Below are 17872 nucleotides of genomic sequence, written 5' to 3'. Positions count from 1 at the left end.
GTGATTCAAACCGGTTGCAGCGTATCCAGCGGCCAGCGTGGCACCGCCTTGACCTCCAGTGGTTCAAACACGCCAGCTTTGAGTCGCTGCATGCCCGCGTAGGCAATCATGGCGCCATTATCGGTGCAGTATTCGGGGCGTGGGTAGAAGACCTCCCCCTTGAGAGTCGCCATCAAGTCGGCCAGCTGGGCGCGCAGATGGCGGTTGGCACTGACACCGCCGGCCACGACCAAGCGATTCAGCCCTGTCTCTTTCAGGGCGCGGCGACACTTGATGGCCAGGGTATCGACCACGGCATCTTCGAAGGCGCGGGCGATATCGGCGCGGGTCTGCTCATCATCCCCTTGTGCGGCTATGGTGTTGGCGGCGAAGGTTTTGAGACCGGAGAAACTCATGTCGAGCCCGGGTCGATCGGTCATGGGGCGCGGGAACTTAAAGCGCCCGGTGACGCCCTTCTCTGCCAGCCTGGAGAGCAGGGGGCCACCCGGATAATCGAGCCCCATCAGCTTAGCGGTCTTGTCGAAGGCCTCGCCGGCGGCGTCATCAATGGATTCACCGAGCAGTTGGTAACGGCCAATGCCATCGACCCGCACCAGCATGGAGTGACCACCGGAAACCAGCAGTGCCACGAAGGGGAACTCGGGCGCCGTCTCTTCCAGCATGGGCGCCAGCAGATGACCTTCCATATGATGCACGGCGATGGCAGGTTTGCCCCAGGCCATGGCCAGGGAGCGGCCTATGGTCGCACCGACCAGAATGGCGCCGACCAACCCGGGACCTGCGGTGTAGGCGATGCCATCGATGTCATCCTTGCCAAGGCCAGCTTCCAGCAATGCCGCCTGGATCAAGGGGATCGTCTTGCGAACATGATCCCGGCTGGCGAGTTCGGGGACGACGCCACCGTAGTCCGCATGCAGCTTGACCTGGCTGTATAACTGATGGGAAAGGATCCCTTTTTGATCGTCGAAGATCGCGATCCCGGTTTCGTCACAGGATGTCTCTATGCCCAATACACGCATTGCTAAAAAATTTCACTGCTAAAATGAGACGGCTATGGTAACCTTCGCGGGTTTTTTAAACCAGAGCGATCTCTGCGGGTTTACTTTTATTCCCTGTCCAGAGTATAATTTCGCACCATTTTAAGACATGCTGATCGACTGATGATCAGCTAACAATTTATCACTGAGGTGAAAGGCACATGCCAGTAATCAAAGTCCGTGAAAATGAGCCGTTTGACGTTGCTCTGCGTCGCTTCAAGCGTTCTTGCGAAAAGGCCGGTATCCTGTCTGAAGTTCGTAGCCGTGAGTTCTACGAGAAGCCGACTACTATCCGTAAGCGCGCCAAAGCGTCTGCCGTTAAGCGTCACGCCAAGAAGCTGTCTCGCGAAAACGCTCGTCGTATCCGCCTGTACTAATTAGAGTTTCTGCCATGTCTCTGAAAGATCAGCTCAAGGATCAACAAAAACTCGCCATGCTTGCCAGAGATAAGGCTCGCTTGGGGACGATTCGTTTGCTGATGGCCGAGATAAAACAGCGTGAAATTGATTCCCGTATTGAGCTAAATGATGAGGATATCCTCGCTGTCGTGACCAAGATGGTCAAACAGCGCCGTGATTCCATCAGCCAATATGAGGCCGCTGGTCGCCAGGATCTCGCCGATGTCGAAGCCGCCGAGATCCAGGTGCTGCAGGAGTTCCTGCCGCAACAGCTGACCGCTGCCGAAATTGAAGCCCTGATAGTGCAAGCCATCGCCCAGAGCGGTGCTGCCGTCATGGCCGATATGGGTAAAGTCATGGCTGTCTTGAAGCCAAAAATTCAGGGACGCGCCGATGTCGGTGCCGTCAGCGCGTTGGTGAAAACCCGCCTGGCGTAATAGGCAGAGCCCTTGTTGGTCGAAAGAAGCCGTGCTTCCCTGGGAATGCGCGGCTTTTTTTATTTTTTCTCTCATGAAACAGGATGGTTATGGCAGGCCGGATCCCGCAATCTTTCATCGATGATCTGCTCGCTCGTACCGATATTGTCGAGCTGATCGACTCCCGGGTACGACTGAAAAAGGCCGGCAAGAATTATCAGGCTTGCTGCCCATTCCATAACGAAAAGAGCCCCTCCTTCACCGTCAGTCAGGAGAAGCAGTTCTATCACTGTTTCGGCTGTGGCGCCCATGGCAATGCCGTTGGCTTTGTCATGGAGTATGACGGCCTCGAATTCCCTGATGCCATTGATGAACTTGCCAGCATGCAAGGCATGCAGGTACCCCGCGAGCAGAGTGGCAGTGGCGCTGCCGGATCCCAGCCTGCGGTCAGCAAGGATCTGTTTGAGCTGATGAACCAGATTGCCCGCTTCTATGAGAGCAACCTCAAGAGTGCGCCACAAGCGGTGGAGTACCTCAAAGGACGAGGGCTCAACGGCGAGGTGGTCAAGCGCTTCAACATTGGCTACGCCCCGGGAGATTGGGATCAGGTCAGGCGGCGTTTTGGTGCCAGTCGGGATCATGAGCAGTTGTTGATCACCGGTGGCATGTTGATCCCCCGTGACAGCGGTCCGGGCAGCTATGATCGTTTCCGCGATCGCATCATGTTCCCCATTCGTGACAAGCGGGGCCGGGTCATCGGCTTCGGTGGCCGGGTGTTGGGGGAGGGTACGCCCAAATATTTGAACTCTCCCGAGACGCCTATCTTCCATAAGGGCCGCGAGCTGTTTGGTCTCTATGAGGTCAAGCAGGCCCATAAAGAAGTACGCCGCGTCCTGGTGGTGGAAGGCTATATGGATGTGGTGGCGCTCGGCCAGTTCGACATCGACTATGCGGTGGCCGCGCTAGGGACGGCCACCACTAGCGATCACGTTCATACCCTGTTTCGCACCACGGCCGAGGTGGTCTGCTGTTACGACGGTGACAAGGCCGGACGTGAAGCGGCCTGGCGGGCGCTGGATAATGCCCTCTCTCATCTGCAGGATGGCCGCGAGCTCAAGTTCGTGTTTCTGCCCGATGGCGAGGACCCCGACTCTCTGGTGCGCCAGATAGGGAAAGAAGGCTTTGAACAGTTGCTGGATCAGGCACAGCCTTTTGCAGACTTCATGTTTGAGCGCCTGGCCCGGGATGCGGCACTCTCCGGCGAAGCGGGCAAGTTCGAGGTGGCCAACAAGGCTGCCGAACTGATACGTCGCGTCCCGGAAGGCTTCACCCGCGAGGGACTCATAACCCGACTCTCCAGCATGATGCGCTGGGGGGAAAACCAGCAGCGGATCACCGAACTATTCTCTCGCCATACCCCATCCAAGGTGGAGCAGGCTAAGCCGCACCGGGGCAAGCTGACCCCTCTGCGCCGGGCACTGGCGCTCATGGTGCAATACCCAGGCATCACCGCCGAACTACCAGCCATGCCGGAGCTGGCGGGGCTCAGGTTGCAAGGCATTGGCTTTTTGCTCAAGCTGCATCAGCAGATCCTGGCGCAACCCGGCATTACCACGGGCATATTGCTCGAGCACTGGCGTGGTACGAAAGAGGGGGAGATCCTTGCCCAGCTCGCCATGCATGACTTGTTCGAAATCCAGCTCGAACGTGAGCCTGATATCCTGGGGGAGTTGCAAGACACCTTTGTCGGCTTCATCAACCAGTTCTTGAAGCAGCGGATAGAAGAGCTACAGGCTAAGGTGGCCCAGCAGGGACTCACTGCCGAGGAGACCCAGGAGCTGATGATGCTGATCAGAGAGGTACAAAGTGAGAAAAGAAATGATATCGGGGCTTGATATTTGAGTGGTTGGTCCCAATATAAAGATTGTTGCCCGAATCGACGGGATTAGATGCAAAAACGTATAACCGCCTGGCCCCGACAAACAAAGCGGGCAGGGGTTTCTCAGACCGACGCCGCAACCAGACATAGCATGTCTGGCGGTTTTCTATTAGAATTGGCTATTTGCGCACCAGCGCATTGCTCGCGCAACCTAGCAACACCAACCGGATGAGTTCTATGGAGCAAACCCCGCAGTCTCAGCTTAAACTCCTCGTTGCCAAAGGTAAAGAACAGGGCTACCTGACTTATGCCGAGGTGAACGATCACCTCCCGCAAGAGATCGTTGACTCTGATCAGATCGAAGACATCATTCAGATGATCAACGATATGGGTATCCAGGTAGTGGAAAACGCACCGGATGCCGATGACCTTATCATGGCCGAAGGCGGTACCGCCGACGAAGACGCTGCCGAAGCAGCGGCCCAAGCACTGGCCTCTGTTGAATCTGAAATTGGTCGCACAACCGACCCTGTCCGCATGTATATGCGGGAGATGGGTACCGTCGAGCTGCTGACCCGTGAAGGCGAAATCGACATCGCCAAACGGATCGAGGACGGTATCAATCAGGTACAGAGCTCAGTCGCCGAGTACCCGGAAGCCATCACCTATCTGCTTGAACAGTACGATAAATTTGAAGCCGAACAGCTGCGCCTGTCCGACATCATTTCGGGTTTCATCGACCCTAACGAAGCCGATGATGTGGCGCCAACAGCGACCCATATTGGCTCCGAACTCAGCGAAGACGATCTCGCTGACGAAGATGAAGACGAAGATGAAGACGAAGATGAAGACGGCGACAGCTCGGACGATGAGGCGGACACAGGTCCTGATCCTGAAGTCGCTCGCGAGAAGTTTGGTGAGCTGCGTGCCCAGTACGAAGTCACCCGCCTCTCTATCCAGAACAATGGCCGTGCCCACGACGACACCCAGGCTGCCATAGCGCAGCTGGCCGACGTATTCCGTCAGTTCCGCCTGATGCCCAAGCAGTTCGACCGCTTGGTCAACAACATGCGCGAGATGATGGAACGGGTGCGGATCCAGGAGCGGATCATCCTGAAACTCTGCGTTGAGCAGGCCAAGATGCCGAAGAAGACCTTCGTCGCGGCCTTCACCAACAATGAGTGCGATACCGCCTGGTTCGAATACCAGAAGCAAGCCGGTAAAGCCTGGTCGCCCCGCTTGGTCGAGATGGATGAAGACGTGCTGCGTGCCATCGGCAAGCTGCAACAGATCGAAGTCGAGACGGGTCTGTCCATCGCCCAGATCAAGGACATCAACCGTCGCATGAGCATCGGTGAGGCCAAGGCCCGCCGTGCCAAGAAAGAGATGGTTGAGGCCAACTTGCGTCTGGTTATCTCTATCGCCAAGAAGTACACCAACCGTGGCTTGCAGTTCCTGGATCTGATCCAGGAGGGCAACATCGGTCTGATGAAAGCGGTAGACAAGTTTGAGTACCGTCGTGGCTACAAGTTCTCGACCTATGCTACCTGGTGGATCCGTCAGGCCATTACCCGCTCCATCGCGGATCAGGCCCGTACCATCCGTATCCCGGTGCACATGATCGAGACCATCAACAAGCTCAATCGCATCTCTCGTCAGATGTTGCAGGAGATGGGTCGCGAGCCCAATCCGGAAGAGCTGGCCATGCGCATGGGCATGCCGGAAGACAAGATCCGCAAGGTGCTCAAGATCGCCAAGGAGCCTATCTCCATGGAGACGCCCATTGGTGATGATGAAGACTCCCACCTGGGCGACTTCATCGAGGATACCACCCTGGCCCTGCCGGCCGATGCGGCCACCAGCGAGAGCCTGCGCAACGCGACCCGCGAAGTGCTGGCCGGTCTGACCGCCCGGGAAGCCAAGGTGCTGCGGATGCGGTTTGGTATCGATATGAATACGGATCACACGTTGGAGGAGGTCGGCAAGCAGTTCGACGTCACCCGCGAGCGTATTCGTCAGATCGAAGCCAAGGCTCTGCGCAAACTGCGTCACCCGAGCCGCTCGGAAGTGCTGCGCAGTTTCCTCGACGAGTAACGACTCGCTTGCTGACAAAGCCCCGCCATGCGGGGCTTTGTTTTATTTATGCCAAAGGGATCACGAACTTGCGGCCAGATTGGACAAAATGTCGCCAAGTGATTGATCTGGCTATGGACTAGGACTTTTTCATCCCCTATAATCCACGCCGCAAAGCAATACCCATGGCCCCTTAGCTCAGTTGGTTAGAGCATACGACTCATAATCGTCAGGTCCCCAGTTCAAGTCTGGGAGGGGCCACCAAATTCAGACAAAGCCGCTCATGTTGAGCGGCTTTGTCGTTTCTAGCCTCTCACCAACGCCTGTCCAGATCCTCGGCATAGAGCGCCATGGCGCCCTTGTACGGGGTCAGTGAAGGGTCCGCAGTACTCTGTGCAAGCAGACCGAGCAGTGCCTCGCAAGCCTCTTTATGACGCCCCTGGTTGTAATGGACCATGGCGCGAAAGGCCGTGAACTCGCTCGCCTGGGGAAACAGTGCCAAGCCCTGCTCCAGGGTGACCAGGGCCGCCTCATGCTGACCCAGGCTGCGATATGAGCTGCCGAGCCCCAGCAGGGCACCACGCAGGGAAGATCCAGCGAGTCCTAAGGTGATGGCCTGCTGATAGAGATGTATGGCCTGGGCCTCGCGCCCGAGCATGTCGTGCAGGCTGGCCACTTCATAATGCAGCTCGGCGTGTAGCGGGTGCTCGATGAGTTGCAACAGGCCGTGCTGGCGAGCTTCTTCGATCCGCCCCTCGACCCTGAGGGCTTCCAATAGTTTCATATGCGCTCCTGCATGGGGATGTACAGGCAGTATGCCTGCCGGTCGGCAAACAGGGAACGGTGGCCGTCTGGCTGAGGAGAGAAGAGTGATGGTGCTTGGCCCCATGAAAGGCCTCCTGCCCTGTGGGCAGGAGGCCATGGGAATGCCCGAGGGTCATAGGGGCATCCTCCCTCTGCGGCTTACTGGGCGCTCAGGCTGTAGGTCAGGGTCTGATCGTTGAAGCGCACACGGTACTGGCCGCTGACCGGGGTGAAGATGTCGGCACCACCCTGCTCGGCCACACCATCCTTGTTGGTGTCGCCGTAGTTCTGGGTCCAGTCACCCTTGACGTCGAACTTGAAGCGCTGGTTTGCCTGGCCGTCGAAACTGACTTGCGCTTCCCACAGGTTGTCGGCGACCAACGTCATGGCCTGCGATCCCCAACCGTTGGGCGTACCACGGAACTGCAGGGTCGGCAGCACGCTGTTGTAGGCACCGTTGCCGTCAGTGACGGTCACGGTGGCGCTGGCGCTGGAAGTCAGCCCTTCGGTATCGGTGACGGTCAGGGTGATGGTATGGGTGCCCGGAATATCGAACTGGACCGTCTCAGTGGGGGCGCTGCCGCCGCTGGACCAGCTATAGCTTGCCACGCCCTCATCGTCGCGAGAGGCGGAGCCATCGAACACCACGCTCTCCCCCGCCTTGATGCTGGGGGTCTTGGGCGAGAGGACGGCGACCGGTGCCTGGTTGCTGGCCTGGGAGGTGACCGTATAACGCAGGTCGCCTTCGCTCAGGGTGATGCGGTAGCTGCCCGCCCCGCTGACCAGGATATCCTTGCTGCTGCCCTTGTCGGCGATGCCGTCCCCTTCATTGTCGCCGTAGTTCTCTGTCCAGTTGCCGAAGACGTCGAACTTGAAGCGCTGGGCACCGGTGGCGTCACCGCTGCCGCTCAGGGTCAGGGTGGCGGACCAGACGCGGTTGGCATCGACTGTCATAGGGGTGTTGCCCCAGGCGTTGTGGGTGCCGCGCAGGTTCATGCTGCTGAACTTGTTGCCAGGCAGGGCGGTGCCGCCGCAGGGGCTGGCCTTGGTGCAGCCGGCGATGATGGCGGCGGCCTTCATGGCCGGCACGTTCAGGCTGGCCTTGCCGCTGCCGTCGACGGTGACATAGCCCCCGCTGCAGTAGTCATTGCCACCCAGGAGGTTGCAGTACTCGCCCGCCGGCAGGCCGGTCTGCACCGAGGCCACCAGGCTGCCGCTCTCGTTGTTGATGGCGACGAAACCCTTGTCTCCCCGACCGAAGGCTATCTGGTTGTTGCCGTTATCCCACCAGTGACTGACAGCTTGCCCCTCGGTGCTGTTGTGGAACAGGGCCATGTTCATGATGGTTGGCCGGCGCTGCTCGCAGTTCCACTGGCCATCGGTGCAGGGCGTGCTGCCCGGCGCCCCCTTGTCGGTTTCATAGGTGCCCATGTTCTCGAAGCGGTAGCCCGACATCACCTGCTTCCAGCCATAGGGCCAGGCCATCATGAAAGTGTTGGCCAGCTCATAGCGGGCACCGCTCATGAAGGTGAGCATGCCGCCGCCGCCGTGGCCGCGCTCGCGGTCGTGGTTGACCACGAAGACGAAGGCCTTGTTGGAGGGGAGCAGGCCCCAGCTCTCGCCGAGGGTCTTGAGGTTCTTGATCTGGCCGTTGAAGTTGGCGGCGAGATCCGTGCCGTATTTGAAGTCGGTGACTGTGTCTATGTAGGTGTAGCGACCCGGCTGGATGTCCGCCGATTCCCCGCCTGCACCTATCACCTCCAGATAGGCTTTGGGGCTGCCCGCCTTGTCGAGTATGGCCTTCACCTCGCCGGGGGCCATGTGCTTGGCCGCATCGATGCGAAAGCCCGCCACGCCCCAACCCAGCAGGGTCTTCATGTAGCTGGCTATCTGATCCTGCACGTAGGGAGAGCCGGTATTGAGATCCGGCATGCCGTAGAGGGCGCCGTTCCAGACGTTGTTGCTGTCGCCGTAGTTGGTGATGTCACCGCTGTGGTGGAAGTCGTTGTAGCCGAACTGGGGATACTGATATTGCCCCGAGTTGTAGCTGCCGCCGCCGGTGGCTGTTCCGGTGCCCGAGGCCAGCTGGTTGAAGACGGCGTCGGCATAGACCTTGACCCCGGCCGCATTGCAGCGGGTGATCATGCTCCTGAGCTCCGCCTCGCTGCCGCCGAAGCTGTTGAAGTTCTTGAAGCTGACGGGCTGGTAGACGGTCCACCAGACCTGGCTCCCCTGCTTGTGCTCGGCGGGTGGCGTGATCTGGACGCCGCCGAATCCCTTGGGACCGAGCACTGTCTCGCACTCGTTGGCGATGTCGTTGAACTTCCATTGGAACAGGTGGACCATGACCCCTTCGGCGGCGGCTGTGTGGCTGAATGAGCCCAGCACCGCGGCGAGCATGGCGGTTCGAAACACTGTGTTGTGCATGACGATTTTCCCTTCGATCTTGTTATTGACGTGTCACTGTCTTTTGATATCGAACGGACCGCAAACTACCTCGTTCGGCTCAGTAGCATTGATGAAATCGAGGTAATTGAAAATCGAACAGCAGAGATTAATTAAGAATTGTGAATGAAAATGCTTTCATGGCAGGGGGGCAAGAGGGGGATGCGTCCTGGCCGATGAAGGGCTAAAGCAGTTGTAGCCGCCGGAGAGAGGCGCTCCTGCGGGCGGATGAGCAGGGAAAGGAAGAGGGGCACCCTGGTGCCCGTCTGCTTCAGGAGTGAGGCTCCTGCTGGCGCTGAGGTTGCCGGCGCCGGGGCAACATGCGACCGATCAGGTTGCTGCGCTGACGCCAGGAGGTATAGACGATGGCGCCCAGATGCAGAGCGATCAGCCCCTGCAATGCCCAGGTACACCAGGTGTGCCACTCATCGGCGCCCCAGTCGAACCCCAGCTCGGTGTTCTGAAACCAGCCGGTGAAGCCGGTGGCAAGCACGGTGAACCAGATGGCCCAGACGGCCAGCTTGCCGCTGCCATGATGACCGGGGGAGGCGGGGGCGCGCTCGCTCATCTCTCTGGCCTGCAGGCGAAAATCCTCCCCGCTGGGGATCAGGGCGGCCAAGCGGGCATAGCCCTTGGCCAGGGTCAGTCCCCATAGCAGGCGCAAGCCGATGACCGACATGGCGAGGTAGCCCAGCCACTCATGCCACTCCTCCCCCGTTTCATTGAGCCAGAGGTTGGCGACACAGGCGGCGGCCAGGCTCCAGTGCGTCAGGCGTACCAGGATGTCCCAGCGAAAAGGATCAGCCTTTCTGCTTGGCATATTGGTGGTACTCCTTCTTCAGGTCATTGACCTTGGCCAGGTGCTCACGGGCCTTGGCCTCATCACCCGCCTTGAGAGCGGCCAGACTGGCATCCAGCTCGCCCTGTACCTCGTTGAGGCCCTCGAGGAACTTCTCCTGCTTGGCGGTTGGCATCTTGCGCGTCTTGGCGTCATCGATCTCACTGCGCATCTGGGTGATGTATTTTTCCATGGCGGCGGGATCGCTCGCCTTGGTTGCCTGCTTGTAGTTGAAGCCCATCTTCTTCATCGGCTGCTCCAGATCACCGGCCAGGGCGGGCAGGGCGATCAGACCAAACATCAGTGGTAGCAGGCGAGCAGTTTTCAACATGGGATCTCCTTAAGTTGGTTGCAAATGAACCCTAGTTTGAGTTCTTACCCTGCATGATGCCATGAGGGACAGTGAACTGTTTGTGAATAGTTGGTTTTTTTGTGACAAAAGGTGACAGGGCATTAACCTTGCCCCAACCCTGGGTGGCTCGTGCTCTTGGCTATCTCATTGGTCGGGAAGGGGGGGGGCGCGGGAAAGAGAATGGCGGGCCATTCAGCCAGGGTTTACGTTTCCCGGCGCGATCCGCGCTATAGATAGCAGGTACCTTTACCCTTGTGAGCGAATCATTCATGAAAATTACCCATTCCCTTAGCGCGATTGCCCTTTCTCTGTCTCTGGTGTTTGCAGGTTCCGCCATGGCCCAGGCGCCGGGCCCGGTCAATCATGGCTCCATCGAAGACATGATCGTCAAGACCCTGGAGCTGACGCCGGATCAGGTCAGCAAGATCAAGGCCATCCGCGCCGAGAGCGACCAGCAGATTGCGGGTATCGATCAGAGCAAACTCAGTAATCAGGCGCTGCAGGGCGCCATCAAACATGGCACCTGGGACGATGGGGCCATCCGTCGCGAACTGGCCGAGGTGGGCAAGGTGCAGCAGGAGGTGCGTTACTATCGCACCAAGAAGATCTACGAGATCAGTAAAGTGCTGACCGCGGATCAGAAGGTCAAACTGGCCGAGATGCTGGACTCCGCGCCGCACTGATCCTCAGCCCGGTTTGATTGATGGAAGAGCCTCGGCCGCCATGGGCAGCCGAGGCTCTTTGCTTTGGTGGCTCCTGCGGCCTGGGGGTGGTTGCCTTTTCTTCGCAACGCTTTATCCTGCCGGACAACGAAGTCGAGCCGGGGTGGGACATGCAGGTCAATGGAGAGGGCGCCGTCCTGGCTGCCGATCGAGAATCCAAGCGAGCCGCCCTCGTGCTGGCGCTCTGCCTGCCCGGGGATACCCTGCTCTATCTGTTGCTGCCCATGCATGCCGAGTTGTTTGGCATCAGCTTGCTGGAGGCGGGCATCCTGCTGGCAGCCAACAGGCTGATCCGCATTCTGGGCTATGGCAACGTGGTGCGTTTCTATGGCCAGCGGGGAGACAGGTTCTGCTGCACCCTGGCCGCCTTGAGTGCCCTGCTCTGCGCCCTTGGTTACACCTTGCTCTCAGGTTTCTGGGCCCTGCTTGGACTCAGATTGCTGTGGGGGCTGAGTTTTGCCACCTTCAATCTCTCCACTCAATCTCTGGCGACCAGCGAAATGCAGGGGGCGGCGCGACGCAGTGGTCGCTCCCGGGCGCTCATCTCGGCAGGCCCGGTCCTGGCCCTGCCTCTGGGAGCCTGGTTGGCGCAATGCTATGGCCCCAGGCCCGTCTTCTTGCTGATGGCCCTTGCCGCCCTGATTGGCCTTGTCTGGGCCCGGGGTCTGCCCGAGCGCCCTCACCCCTTGACGTTCGATGGCAAACGGCGGCTGCGCGCCCCGGACAGCGTGGCGGTCTGGTCCTTTATCGAGGGACTGACCCTGGATGGCCTCTTCATCTTCGGCCTCTCCCTGCTGGCCCAATCCCAGCTGAGCGGCGGCGCCATTCTGGTGGTCGGCTGTCTGATGGCGGTGCGCTACCTGAGCGAGATAGCATTCAGCCCGCTGGGAGGGCATCTCGCCGAGCGATGGGGCGCCCTGCCCCTGCTGGTAGGCAGCTCGCTGCTGGCTTCCTGTGCGCTGTTGTTGTTTGGCCTGGACTGGTTCGTGGTCGGTGCCGGCCTGGTCTTGCTGCTGCGGGCGGTGCAACTGCCTCTGGTGGCCACCATAGTGGCGGCCCGTTATCCACAGCAACGGATCCAGGCCCTGGCCAGCAACGCGGTCTGGCGTGACATGGGCGCAGGACTGGGCCCCTTGCTCGCCGGTTGGCTGGTACCCATGCTGCCCGGAGCCTGGCTTTATGGCGGCGCGGCCCTGGCCCTGGCGCTCAGTGCGCTGGCCTGTCTGAACCGGGGAAAAACCCCGAGGCGGCATTGATCCTGCGGGAATGCAGCGCAATAAAAAGGGCCCCGAGGGGCCCTTTTTCGTGGCGGGGGCGCGATTGCCCACACCTAGGGATTCACTTCCCTTGCTCGCGCTCTATGGCGCGCCAGCCGATGTCCCGGCGGCAGAAGACCCCTTGCCACTTGACCCGATCGGCCAGCTGGTAGGCGCGGGCCTGAGCCTCGGCCACCGTCTGACCCAGCGCCGTGGCGCAGAGTACCCGGCCACCGCTGGTGACCACGGTATCGCCTGCAAAGCGGGTGCCGCCGTGGAACAGTTTCTCACCGGCGCACTCTTCGTTCGGCAATCCGCTGATGGGCAAGTCCCTGGCGTAGTCACCGGGATAGCCGCCAGCGGCCAGCACCACACCGATGGCCGCGCGGGTATCATAACGGGCCTCTTTACCCTCCAGCTCCCCATGGCAGGCGGCCAGGCAGAGCTCAACCAGGTCGGACTGCATGCGCAGCATGATGGGTTGGGTCTCGGGGTCGCCGAAGCGGCAGTTGAACTCGATCACCTTGGGATTGCCCTGGGGGTCAATCATCAGGCCCGCATAGAGGAAGCCTGAGTAGCGATTGCCTTCTGCGGCCATGCCACGCACGGTCGGCATGATCACCTGCTCCATGGCACGCTGGTGCACGAGATCCGTGACCACGGGGGCGGGGGAATAAGCCCCCATGCCACCGGTGTTGGGGCCGGTGTCCTTGTCGCCGACCCGCTTGTGATCCTGACTGGTGGCCATGGGCAGCACCTGCTCACCATCGACCATGACGATGAAGCTGGCCTCTTCACCGGTGAGGAACTCCTCGATCACCACCCGGGCGCCAGCGTCACCGAAGGCATTGCCGGAGAGCATGTCCTGCACCGCGTCTTCGGCCTCTTGCAGGGTCATGGCCACTATCACCCCTTTGCCGGCAGCCAGGCCATCGGCCTTGATGACGATAGGAGCGCCCTGGGCGCGCAGATACGCGAGGGCGGGTTCCACTTCGGTGAAGTTCTGGTAGGCGGCAGTCGGGATCTGGTGACGAGCCAGGAAGTCCTTGGTGAAGGCCTTGGAGCCTTCGAGCTGGGCGGCGGCAGCGGTCGGGCCGAAGATGGTCTGACCCTCGGCACGAAATGCATCCACCACCCCCTTCACCAGGGGGGCCTCCGGACCCACTATGGTCAGCCCAATCTGCTGCTCCTTGGCAAAGGCCAGCAAGGCGGGGATGTCGGTGGCCTCGATGGCGACGTTCTCGATACCGGGCTCAAGCTGGGTGCCGGCATTGCCCGGCGCCACGAACACCTGAGTGACCCGCGGGGACTGTTTGGCCTTCCAGGCCAGGGCGTGTTCACGACCGCCGTTACCAATTATCAATACTTTCATCGTCTGGGCTCTCCCATAGGAATAACGATTACGGATCTGAAGAGGGCTGCCTGGGCAGCCCTCAATGAATGATCAGTGGCGGAAGTGGCGCATGCCGGTGAACACCATGCACATGCCATGTTCGTCGGCGGCGGCTATCACCTCGTTGTCGCGCATGGAACCACCCGGCTGAATGACGCAGGCGATGCCGGCGGCGGCGGCGGCATCGATGCCATCGCGGAACGGGAAGAAGGCATCGGAAGCCATGACGGACCCCGCCACCACCAGCCCTTCATCCTCGGCCTTGATGCCAGCTATCTTGGCGGAGTAGACCCGGCTCATCTGGCCTGCACCGACCCCTATGGTCTGGCCAGCTTTGGCGTAGACGATGGCGTTGGATTTGACGAACTTGGCCACCTTCCAGCAGAACAGCAGGTCTTTGAGCTCAGCCTCGGTCGGTTGGCGCTTGCTGACCACGGTCAGGTCACCCAGGCTCACCATGCCATGGTCGCGCTCTTGCACCAGCAGGCCGCCGTTGACACGCTTGAGATCGAACCCCTGAGCGGCAGCGGCCCACTGGCCACACTCGAGCAGGCGCACATTTTGCTTGGCGGCCACGGCGGTGCGGGCTTCCTCGCTGATGCTGGGGGCGATGATCACTTCCACAAACTGGCGGGCGACGATGGCGGCGGCGGTGGCGCCATCCAGCTCGCGGTTGAAGGCGATGATGCCGCCAAAGGCGGAGGTGGGATCGGTCTGGTAGGCGCGATCGTAGGCAGCGAACAGGTCGTCACCGATGGCGACGCCGCAGGGGTTGGCATGCTTGACGATGACGCAGGCGGGCTCCGGGAACTCCTTCACGCACTCCAGGGCCGCATCGGTATCGGCGATGTTGTTGTAGGAGAGCGCCTTGCCTTGCAGTTGAATGGCGCTGGCCACTGAACCGGGGGCGGCCTGCTCTTCGGCGTAGAAGGCGGCAGCCTGATGGCTGTTTTCGCCGTAGCGCATATCCTGCTTCTTGATGAACTGAGCATTGAAGGTGCGCGGGAACTGGGACTCAGCGTCGCCCTCCTTGTTGTCGCCGTAGCTGGGCACCAGGGTGCCGAAGTAGTTGGCAATCATGCCATCGTAGGCGGCGGTGTGCTCGAAGGCGGCAATGGCGAGATCGAAGCGGGTGGCGAGGGTCAGGCTGTTGTCGTTGCCATCCATCTCGGCGATCACCCGGCCATAGTCGGCGGCCTTGACGACGATGGTGACATCTTTGTGGTTCTTGGCGGCGGAGCGCACCATGGTCGGGCCACCGATGTCGATGTTTTCGACCGCATCGGCGAGGGTGCAACCGGACTTGGCGACGGTGGCGGCGAAGGGATAGAGGTTGACGACAACCATGTCGATGGGGGAGATGCCGTGCTGGGCCATGATGGCCTCATCCTGGCCGCGACGGCCGAGCACGCCGCCATGCACCTTGGGATGCAGGGTCTTGACCCGGCCATCCATCATCTCGGGGAAGCCGGTATAGTCGGACACTTCAGTCACCGGCAGGCCAGCCTCGGCCAGCAGCTTGGCAGTACCGCCCGTCGAGAGCAGCGCCACACCACGCTCGTTGAGTGCCTTGGCAAATTCCAATATGCCGGTCTTGTCAGAAACACTCAGCAGTGCGCGGCGAATGGGCCTGGCTTGTTCCATCACTCTATCGTCCTCAGGGTGCGGGGACTTCCATGGCAGGCAGGCGATAAGCGCAAGATGACACAGAGCGTCCCCAAATAAATGGATGTGGGGGTATTTCGCAAATCACTCTTTGGGGCCATCTTGGCCAAGAGTGTTTTAGGAAATGCCCGCTTGGTGCGATGCTCTCTTGTGGGCGCGTATTCTACACAAAAATTGTGAGCCATGGTGGATTTTTTATTTCAGCAACCCCTTATGTGGCAAGGGGCTAAACGTTTTCCGCTGTCGGGATGGCAAACGTTTGTGATTTGAGTGGTTTAGGCCAGGAAGGGCTGTCTGTCGGGGCGCTGGCGTGGCTTTTCGGGCCTTGGCTGGCAATTGCGGGACAAAGGCGGGATAGTAGCGATATTTGGTGTCAAATGGCTTTGCTTGCTGAGCCTGGCTCAAGGGCGCAGGCCGCTGATGGTTGGGCAGAAGGAGGATGAATGTACCGGATTGGAGAGTTGGCCAAGGCCTGCAAGGTCAAGGCGGATACCCTGAGGTTTTACGAGAAGAGTGGTCTGATAGCACCCAGCATCCGCAACGAGTCAGGCTATCGGCTCTACAGTGAGCAAGACAGACGGCGGCTGGAGTTTATCATCCGCGCCAAGTCGGTTGGCTTCTCCCTGGCGGAGATTGGTGAGCTGCTCGATCTTGATACCCACAAGGCCGAGGTGACCTGTCAGGAGGTCAAGGCGGTGGCCGATGCCAAACTCGCCCAGGTGGAGGAGAAAATCGCCGAGCTGATGCGTTTTCGCCGCAATCTCAGCGAGCTGTCGGAGATCTGCTGCGGCGGGGCCCGTTCCGCCGAGCATTGCGCCATCCTGGAGGTGCTCGAGTCCGGCGCCGCGGGTCAGCATGAACATCATGCCCACGATTGACGAAAAGGCCCAAGGAGTGGCGCCGCACACTGTTTGATGACAAGATTGCCGGGTTTTTGAGCGGGCGCCCCCTTGCCTCCCTATGGCGATGAGGGAGGGCCAAGCTCACACTCGCGATTCCCAAGAGGTAATGAAGGAGCCAAAGATGGCCAATGAGAGAGGAAAACTGCTCAACGTGGAAACGGAGCAGTCAGGTGGCGGTGGGCACTATGCCCATCAGCGTGGCGAGATCAAAGATAACCACTTGCAGGCGCTGCTCGGGGATCCGCTGTTTCGGGCCCGGGTCGAGCAAAACAAGAAAGGCAAAGGCAGTTACCAGCGCAAGGCCAAATATGGCAAGCGGTGGGAGCCCGGCCAACAGCGGATGATGCGCGTCTGCTGCTGAGCGGGTTTCTACCGATGAATGGGATAAGAGAAGGGCGCCGAGGCGCCCTTCTCTTTGGTGCTGACCAGATGGCATCAGCCCATCCCGGTGGCTACTCGTCCATAAATAGTTCGAGCAACACATTGAGATAGCGGTGACCCAGCGCCGTCAGCTGCCAGTGATCCCCATGGTCATCGATCAGCTCCTTGCTGTGGGCGATGTCGAGCATGGTCTCAACCCGCTCAAGGGGCAGGCCGGTATAGGCCTCGAACTCCCACTTGGGCACGGGTTCGAACAGACGGAAGCGGTTCATGAAGTATTCGAGGGGCAGATCGGCCGCCTCGACCTGCCACTGGCTGTCGAGGTAGTCCCGCGCCGGATCAAGATACCCCTTGGGATGCTTGACCTTGGCACTGCGCAGCACTCTTTGCCCCACGAGATCGGTCACCTTGCCGTGGGCGCCACAGCCGATGCCCAGATAGTCGCCAAACCGCCAGTAGTTGAGATTGTGGTGGCACTGGTAACCCTCCTTGGCGTAAGCCGAGATCTCGTACTGGCGGTAACCCTGGGCGGTGAGCAGTGCATGGCCCCGTTCGTAGATGTCCCAGAGGATGTCGTCATCGGGCAGGGTCGGCGGCTTGGAGGCGAAGGCCGTGTTCGGCTCTATGGTGAGCTGATACCAGGAGAGATGCGGCGGCGCGCAGTCGATGGCCTGCTGCACGTCATAGAGGGCGTCGTCCAGGCTCTGATCCGGCAGGCCGTGCATCAAGTCCAGATTGAAGGTGGGCAGCGCGATGGCATGAGCCAGGGCGGCGGCCTTGCGGGCCTCCTCCGGGCCATGAATGCGGCCGAGACGGGTCAGCTTCTCCTGCTGGAAACTCTGCACCCCGATGGAGATGCGGTTGATGCCAGCCTGCTTGAAACCCGCGAATTTGTCCGCCTCGACGGTGCCCGGGTTGGCCTCCATGGTGATCTCGCAGTTTTCCATCAGCACAATCCGTGCCCGGACCCCGTCCAGCAAGGCGTGCATCGCCTCGACGGAGAGCAGGCTGGGGGTGCCGCCACCGATGAAGATGGAGTGCAGCGCCCGGCCCTGGGCCCACTTCAGCTCCCCATCCAGATCCTCGAGCAGGGCGGCCACATATTCCATGTGGGGCAGCTCACCCTTCTGGGCGTGGGAGTTGAAGTCGCAATAGGGGCACTTCTGGACGCACCAGGGCACATGAATATAGAGGGAGAGGGGCGGCAGTTGCAGCATGGGATTATCCAGGGATCCAGTGAGGGGCCTGAGCCCCAGTGTAAGACAGGGTGGGGGACAAGGGGGCGTTGGCAGTGCGAATGACGCGAGCCGG

At 60.3% G+C, this 17872-nt stretch carries 16 protein-coding genes and 1 tRNA gene; 9 read left to right on the top strand and 8 right to left on the bottom strand.

All coding sequences use genetic code 11. The features are described from left to right. Nucleotides 1-5: 5 nt before the first annotated feature. Nucleotides 6-1019: a tRNA (adenosine(37)-N6)-threonylcarbamoyltransferase complex transferase subunit TsaD gene (tsaD, locus tag M2366_RS16445; RefSeq protein ID WP_042042992.1), complete on the bottom strand. Its 1014-nt coding sequence runs from the start codon at nt 1017-1019 to the stop codon at nt 6-8. Nucleotides 1020-1198: 179 nt separating this feature from the next. Here tsaD and rpsU point away from each other — a divergent pair, with 179 nt between their 5' ends. From rpsU to M2366_RS16420, 5 genes are all read left to right on the top strand, one after another. Next, nucleotides 1199-1414, top strand: a complete 216-nt coding sequence (gene rpsU, locus M2366_RS16440) for a 30S ribosomal protein S21 (RefSeq protein WP_005309452.1) — start codon at nt 1199-1201, stop codon at nt 1412-1414. Between the two features lie 14 nt (nt 1415-1428). Beyond that, nucleotides 1429-1872, top strand: a complete 444-nt coding sequence (locus tag M2366_RS16435; RefSeq protein WP_042042993.1) for a GatB/YqeY domain-containing protein — start codon at nt 1429-1431, stop codon at nt 1870-1872. An 89-nt stretch (nt 1873-1961) separates the two neighbouring features. Further along, entirely contained in the window at nt 1962-3746 is a 1785-nt protein-coding gene (gene dnaG, locus M2366_RS16430; protein ID WP_259270184.1) for a DNA primase, read from the top strand. Nucleotides 3747-3928: 182 nt separating this feature from the next. Next, on the top strand, nt 3929-5824 hold the full coding sequence (rpoD, locus tag M2366_RS16425) for an RNA polymerase sigma factor RpoD (protein WP_259270203.1): 1896 nt from the start codon (nt 3929-3931) through the stop codon (nt 5822-5824). Nucleotides 5825-5990: 166 nt separating this feature from the next. Continuing rightward, nucleotides 5991-6067 (top strand) — tRNA-Ile (locus M2366_RS16420). Nucleotides 6068-6116: 49 nt separating this feature from the next. Here M2366_RS16420 and M2366_RS16415 read toward each other — a convergent pair. From M2366_RS16415 to M2366_RS16400, 4 genes are all read right to left on the bottom strand, one after another. Further along, a complete protein-coding gene (locus M2366_RS16415; RefSeq protein ID WP_042042996.1) occupies nt 6117-6587 on the bottom strand; it encodes a tetratricopeptide repeat protein in 471 nt (156 codons plus the stop codon). A gap of 179 nt (nt 6588-6766) precedes the next feature. Then, nucleotides 6767-9034 (bottom strand): alpha amylase C-terminal domain-containing protein, encoded by a 2268-nt coding sequence (locus tag M2366_RS16410; protein ID WP_259270183.1) that lies wholly within the window; start codon nt 9032-9034, stop codon nt 6767-6769. Between the two features lie 289 nt (nt 9035-9323). Then, entirely contained in the window at nt 9324-9872 is a 549-nt protein-coding gene (locus M2366_RS16405) for a cytochrome b/b6 domain-containing protein (protein ID WP_259270182.1), read from the bottom strand. Continuing rightward, nucleotides 9853-10221, bottom strand: a complete 369-nt coding sequence (locus M2366_RS16400) for a cytochrome b562 (protein WP_224431217.1) — start codon at nt 10219-10221, stop codon at nt 9853-9855. Before M2366_RS16400 ends, M2366_RS16405 begins: the two co-directional genes overlap by 20 nt. A 290-nt stretch (nt 10222-10511) precedes the next feature. Between M2366_RS16400 and M2366_RS16395 the strand changes: the two genes are divergently transcribed. Continuing rightward, entirely contained in the window at nt 10512-10925 is a 414-nt protein-coding gene (locus M2366_RS16395) for a Spy/CpxP family protein refolding chaperone (protein ID WP_259270181.1), read from the top strand. 86 nt (nt 10926-11011) lie between these two features. Next, the gene (locus M2366_RS16390) at nt 11012-12220 is read left to right on the top strand and encodes an MFS transporter (protein ID WP_259270180.1); all 1209 of its coding nucleotides are present in this window, start codon (nt 11012-11014) and stop codon (nt 12218-12220) included. Nucleotides 12221-12302: 82 nt separating this feature from the next. Here the strand turns inward: M2366_RS16390 and purD are convergent, their stop codons facing one another. Next, nucleotides 12303-13592 (bottom strand): phosphoribosylamine--glycine ligase, encoded by a 1290-nt coding sequence (purD, locus tag M2366_RS16385; RefSeq protein ID WP_259270179.1) that lies wholly within the window; start codon nt 13590-13592, stop codon nt 12303-12305. A gap of 72 nt (nt 13593-13664) precedes the next feature. Next, on the bottom strand, nt 13665-15257 hold the full coding sequence (purH, locus tag M2366_RS16380) for a bifunctional phosphoribosylaminoimidazolecarboxamide formyltransferase/IMP cyclohydrolase (RefSeq protein ID WP_259270178.1): 1593 nt from the start codon (nt 15255-15257) through the stop codon (nt 13665-13667). Nucleotides 15258-15721: 464 nt separating this feature from the next. Between purH and zntR the strand changes: the two genes are divergently transcribed. Then, entirely contained in the window at nt 15722-16156 is a 435-nt protein-coding gene (gene zntR, locus M2366_RS16375) for a Zn(2+)-responsive transcriptional regulator (protein WP_224431213.1), read from the top strand. Between the two features lie 145 nt (nt 16157-16301). Next, on the top strand, nt 16302-16541 hold the full coding sequence (locus tag M2366_RS16370) for an alternative ribosome-rescue factor A (protein ID WP_259237335.1): 240 nt from the start codon (nt 16302-16304) through the stop codon (nt 16539-16541). Nucleotides 16542-16632: 91 nt separating this feature from the next. Here M2366_RS16370 and hemW read toward each other — a convergent pair whose 3' ends face one another. Then, nucleotides 16633-17778, bottom strand: a complete 1146-nt coding sequence (gene hemW / locus M2366_RS16365; RefSeq protein WP_042043005.1) for a radical SAM family heme chaperone HemW — start codon at nt 17776-17778, stop codon at nt 16633-16635. Nucleotides 17779-17872: the final 94 nt, after the last annotated feature.

The sequence above is a fragment of the Aeromonas sp. BIGb0405 genome, from assembly GCF_024807335.1.
In the GTDB taxonomy this organism is placed as follows: domain Bacteria; phylum Pseudomonadota; class Gammaproteobacteria; order Enterobacterales; family Aeromonadaceae; genus Aeromonas; species Aeromonas rivuli.
The sequence above is the reverse complement of the archived record's forward strand: the minus strand, read 5'-3'. Positions and strand labels throughout refer to the sequence as shown.

What these genes read in the sequence shown, in the direction of transcription:
- M2366_RS16370 (WP_259237335.1), top strand. Translation starts at nt 16,302, where the DNA reads ATGGCCAATGAGAGAGGAAAACTGCTCAACGTGGAAACGGAGCAGTCA.
- M2366_RS16435 (WP_042042993.1), top strand. Translation starts at nt 1,429, where the DNA reads ATGTCTCTGAAAGATCAGCTCAAGGATCAACAAAAACTCGCCATGCTT.
- M2366_RS16415 (WP_042042996.1), bottom strand. Translation starts at nt 6,587, where the DNA reads ATGAAACTATTGGAAGCCCTCAGGGTCGAGGGGCGGATCGAAGAAGCT.
- M2366_RS16395 (WP_259270181.1), top strand. Translation starts at nt 10,512, where the DNA reads ATGAAAATTACCCATTCCCTTAGCGCGATTGCCCTTTCTCTGTCTCTG.
- M2366_RS16400 (WP_224431217.1), bottom strand. Translation starts at nt 10,221, where the DNA reads ATGTTGAAAACTGCTCGCCTGCTACCACTGATGTTTGGTCTGATCGCC.
- purD (WP_259270179.1), bottom strand. Translation starts at nt 13,592, where the DNA reads ATGAAAGTATTGATAATTGGTAACGGCGGTCGTGAACACGCCCTGGCC.
- tsaD (WP_042042992.1), bottom strand. Translation starts at nt 1,019, where the DNA reads ATGCGTGTATTGGGCATAGAGACATCCTGTGACGAAACCGGGATCGCG.
- zntR (WP_224431213.1), top strand. Translation starts at nt 15,722, where the DNA reads ATGTACCGGATTGGAGAGTTGGCCAAGGCCTGCAAGGTCAAGGCGGAT.
- rpsU (WP_005309452.1), top strand. Translation starts at nt 1,199, where the DNA reads ATGCCAGTAATCAAAGTCCGTGAAAATGAGCCGTTTGACGTTGCTCTG.
- M2366_RS16410 (WP_259270183.1), bottom strand. Translation starts at nt 9,034, where the DNA reads ATGCACAACACAGTGTTTCGAACCGCCATGCTCGCCGCGGTGCTGGGC.
- purH (WP_259270178.1), bottom strand. Translation starts at nt 15,257, where the DNA reads ATGGAACAAGCCAGGCCCATTCGCCGCGCACTGCTGAGTGTTTCTGAC.
- hemW (WP_042043005.1), bottom strand. Translation starts at nt 17,778, where the DNA reads ATGCTGCAACTGCCGCCCCTCTCCCTCTATATTCATGTGCCCTGGTGC.
- M2366_RS16405 (WP_259270182.1), bottom strand. Translation starts at nt 9,872, where the DNA reads ATGCCAAGCAGAAAGGCTGATCCTTTTCGCTGGGACATCCTGGTACGC.
- dnaG (WP_259270184.1), top strand. Translation starts at nt 1,962, where the DNA reads ATGGCAGGCCGGATCCCGCAATCTTTCATCGATGATCTGCTCGCTCGT.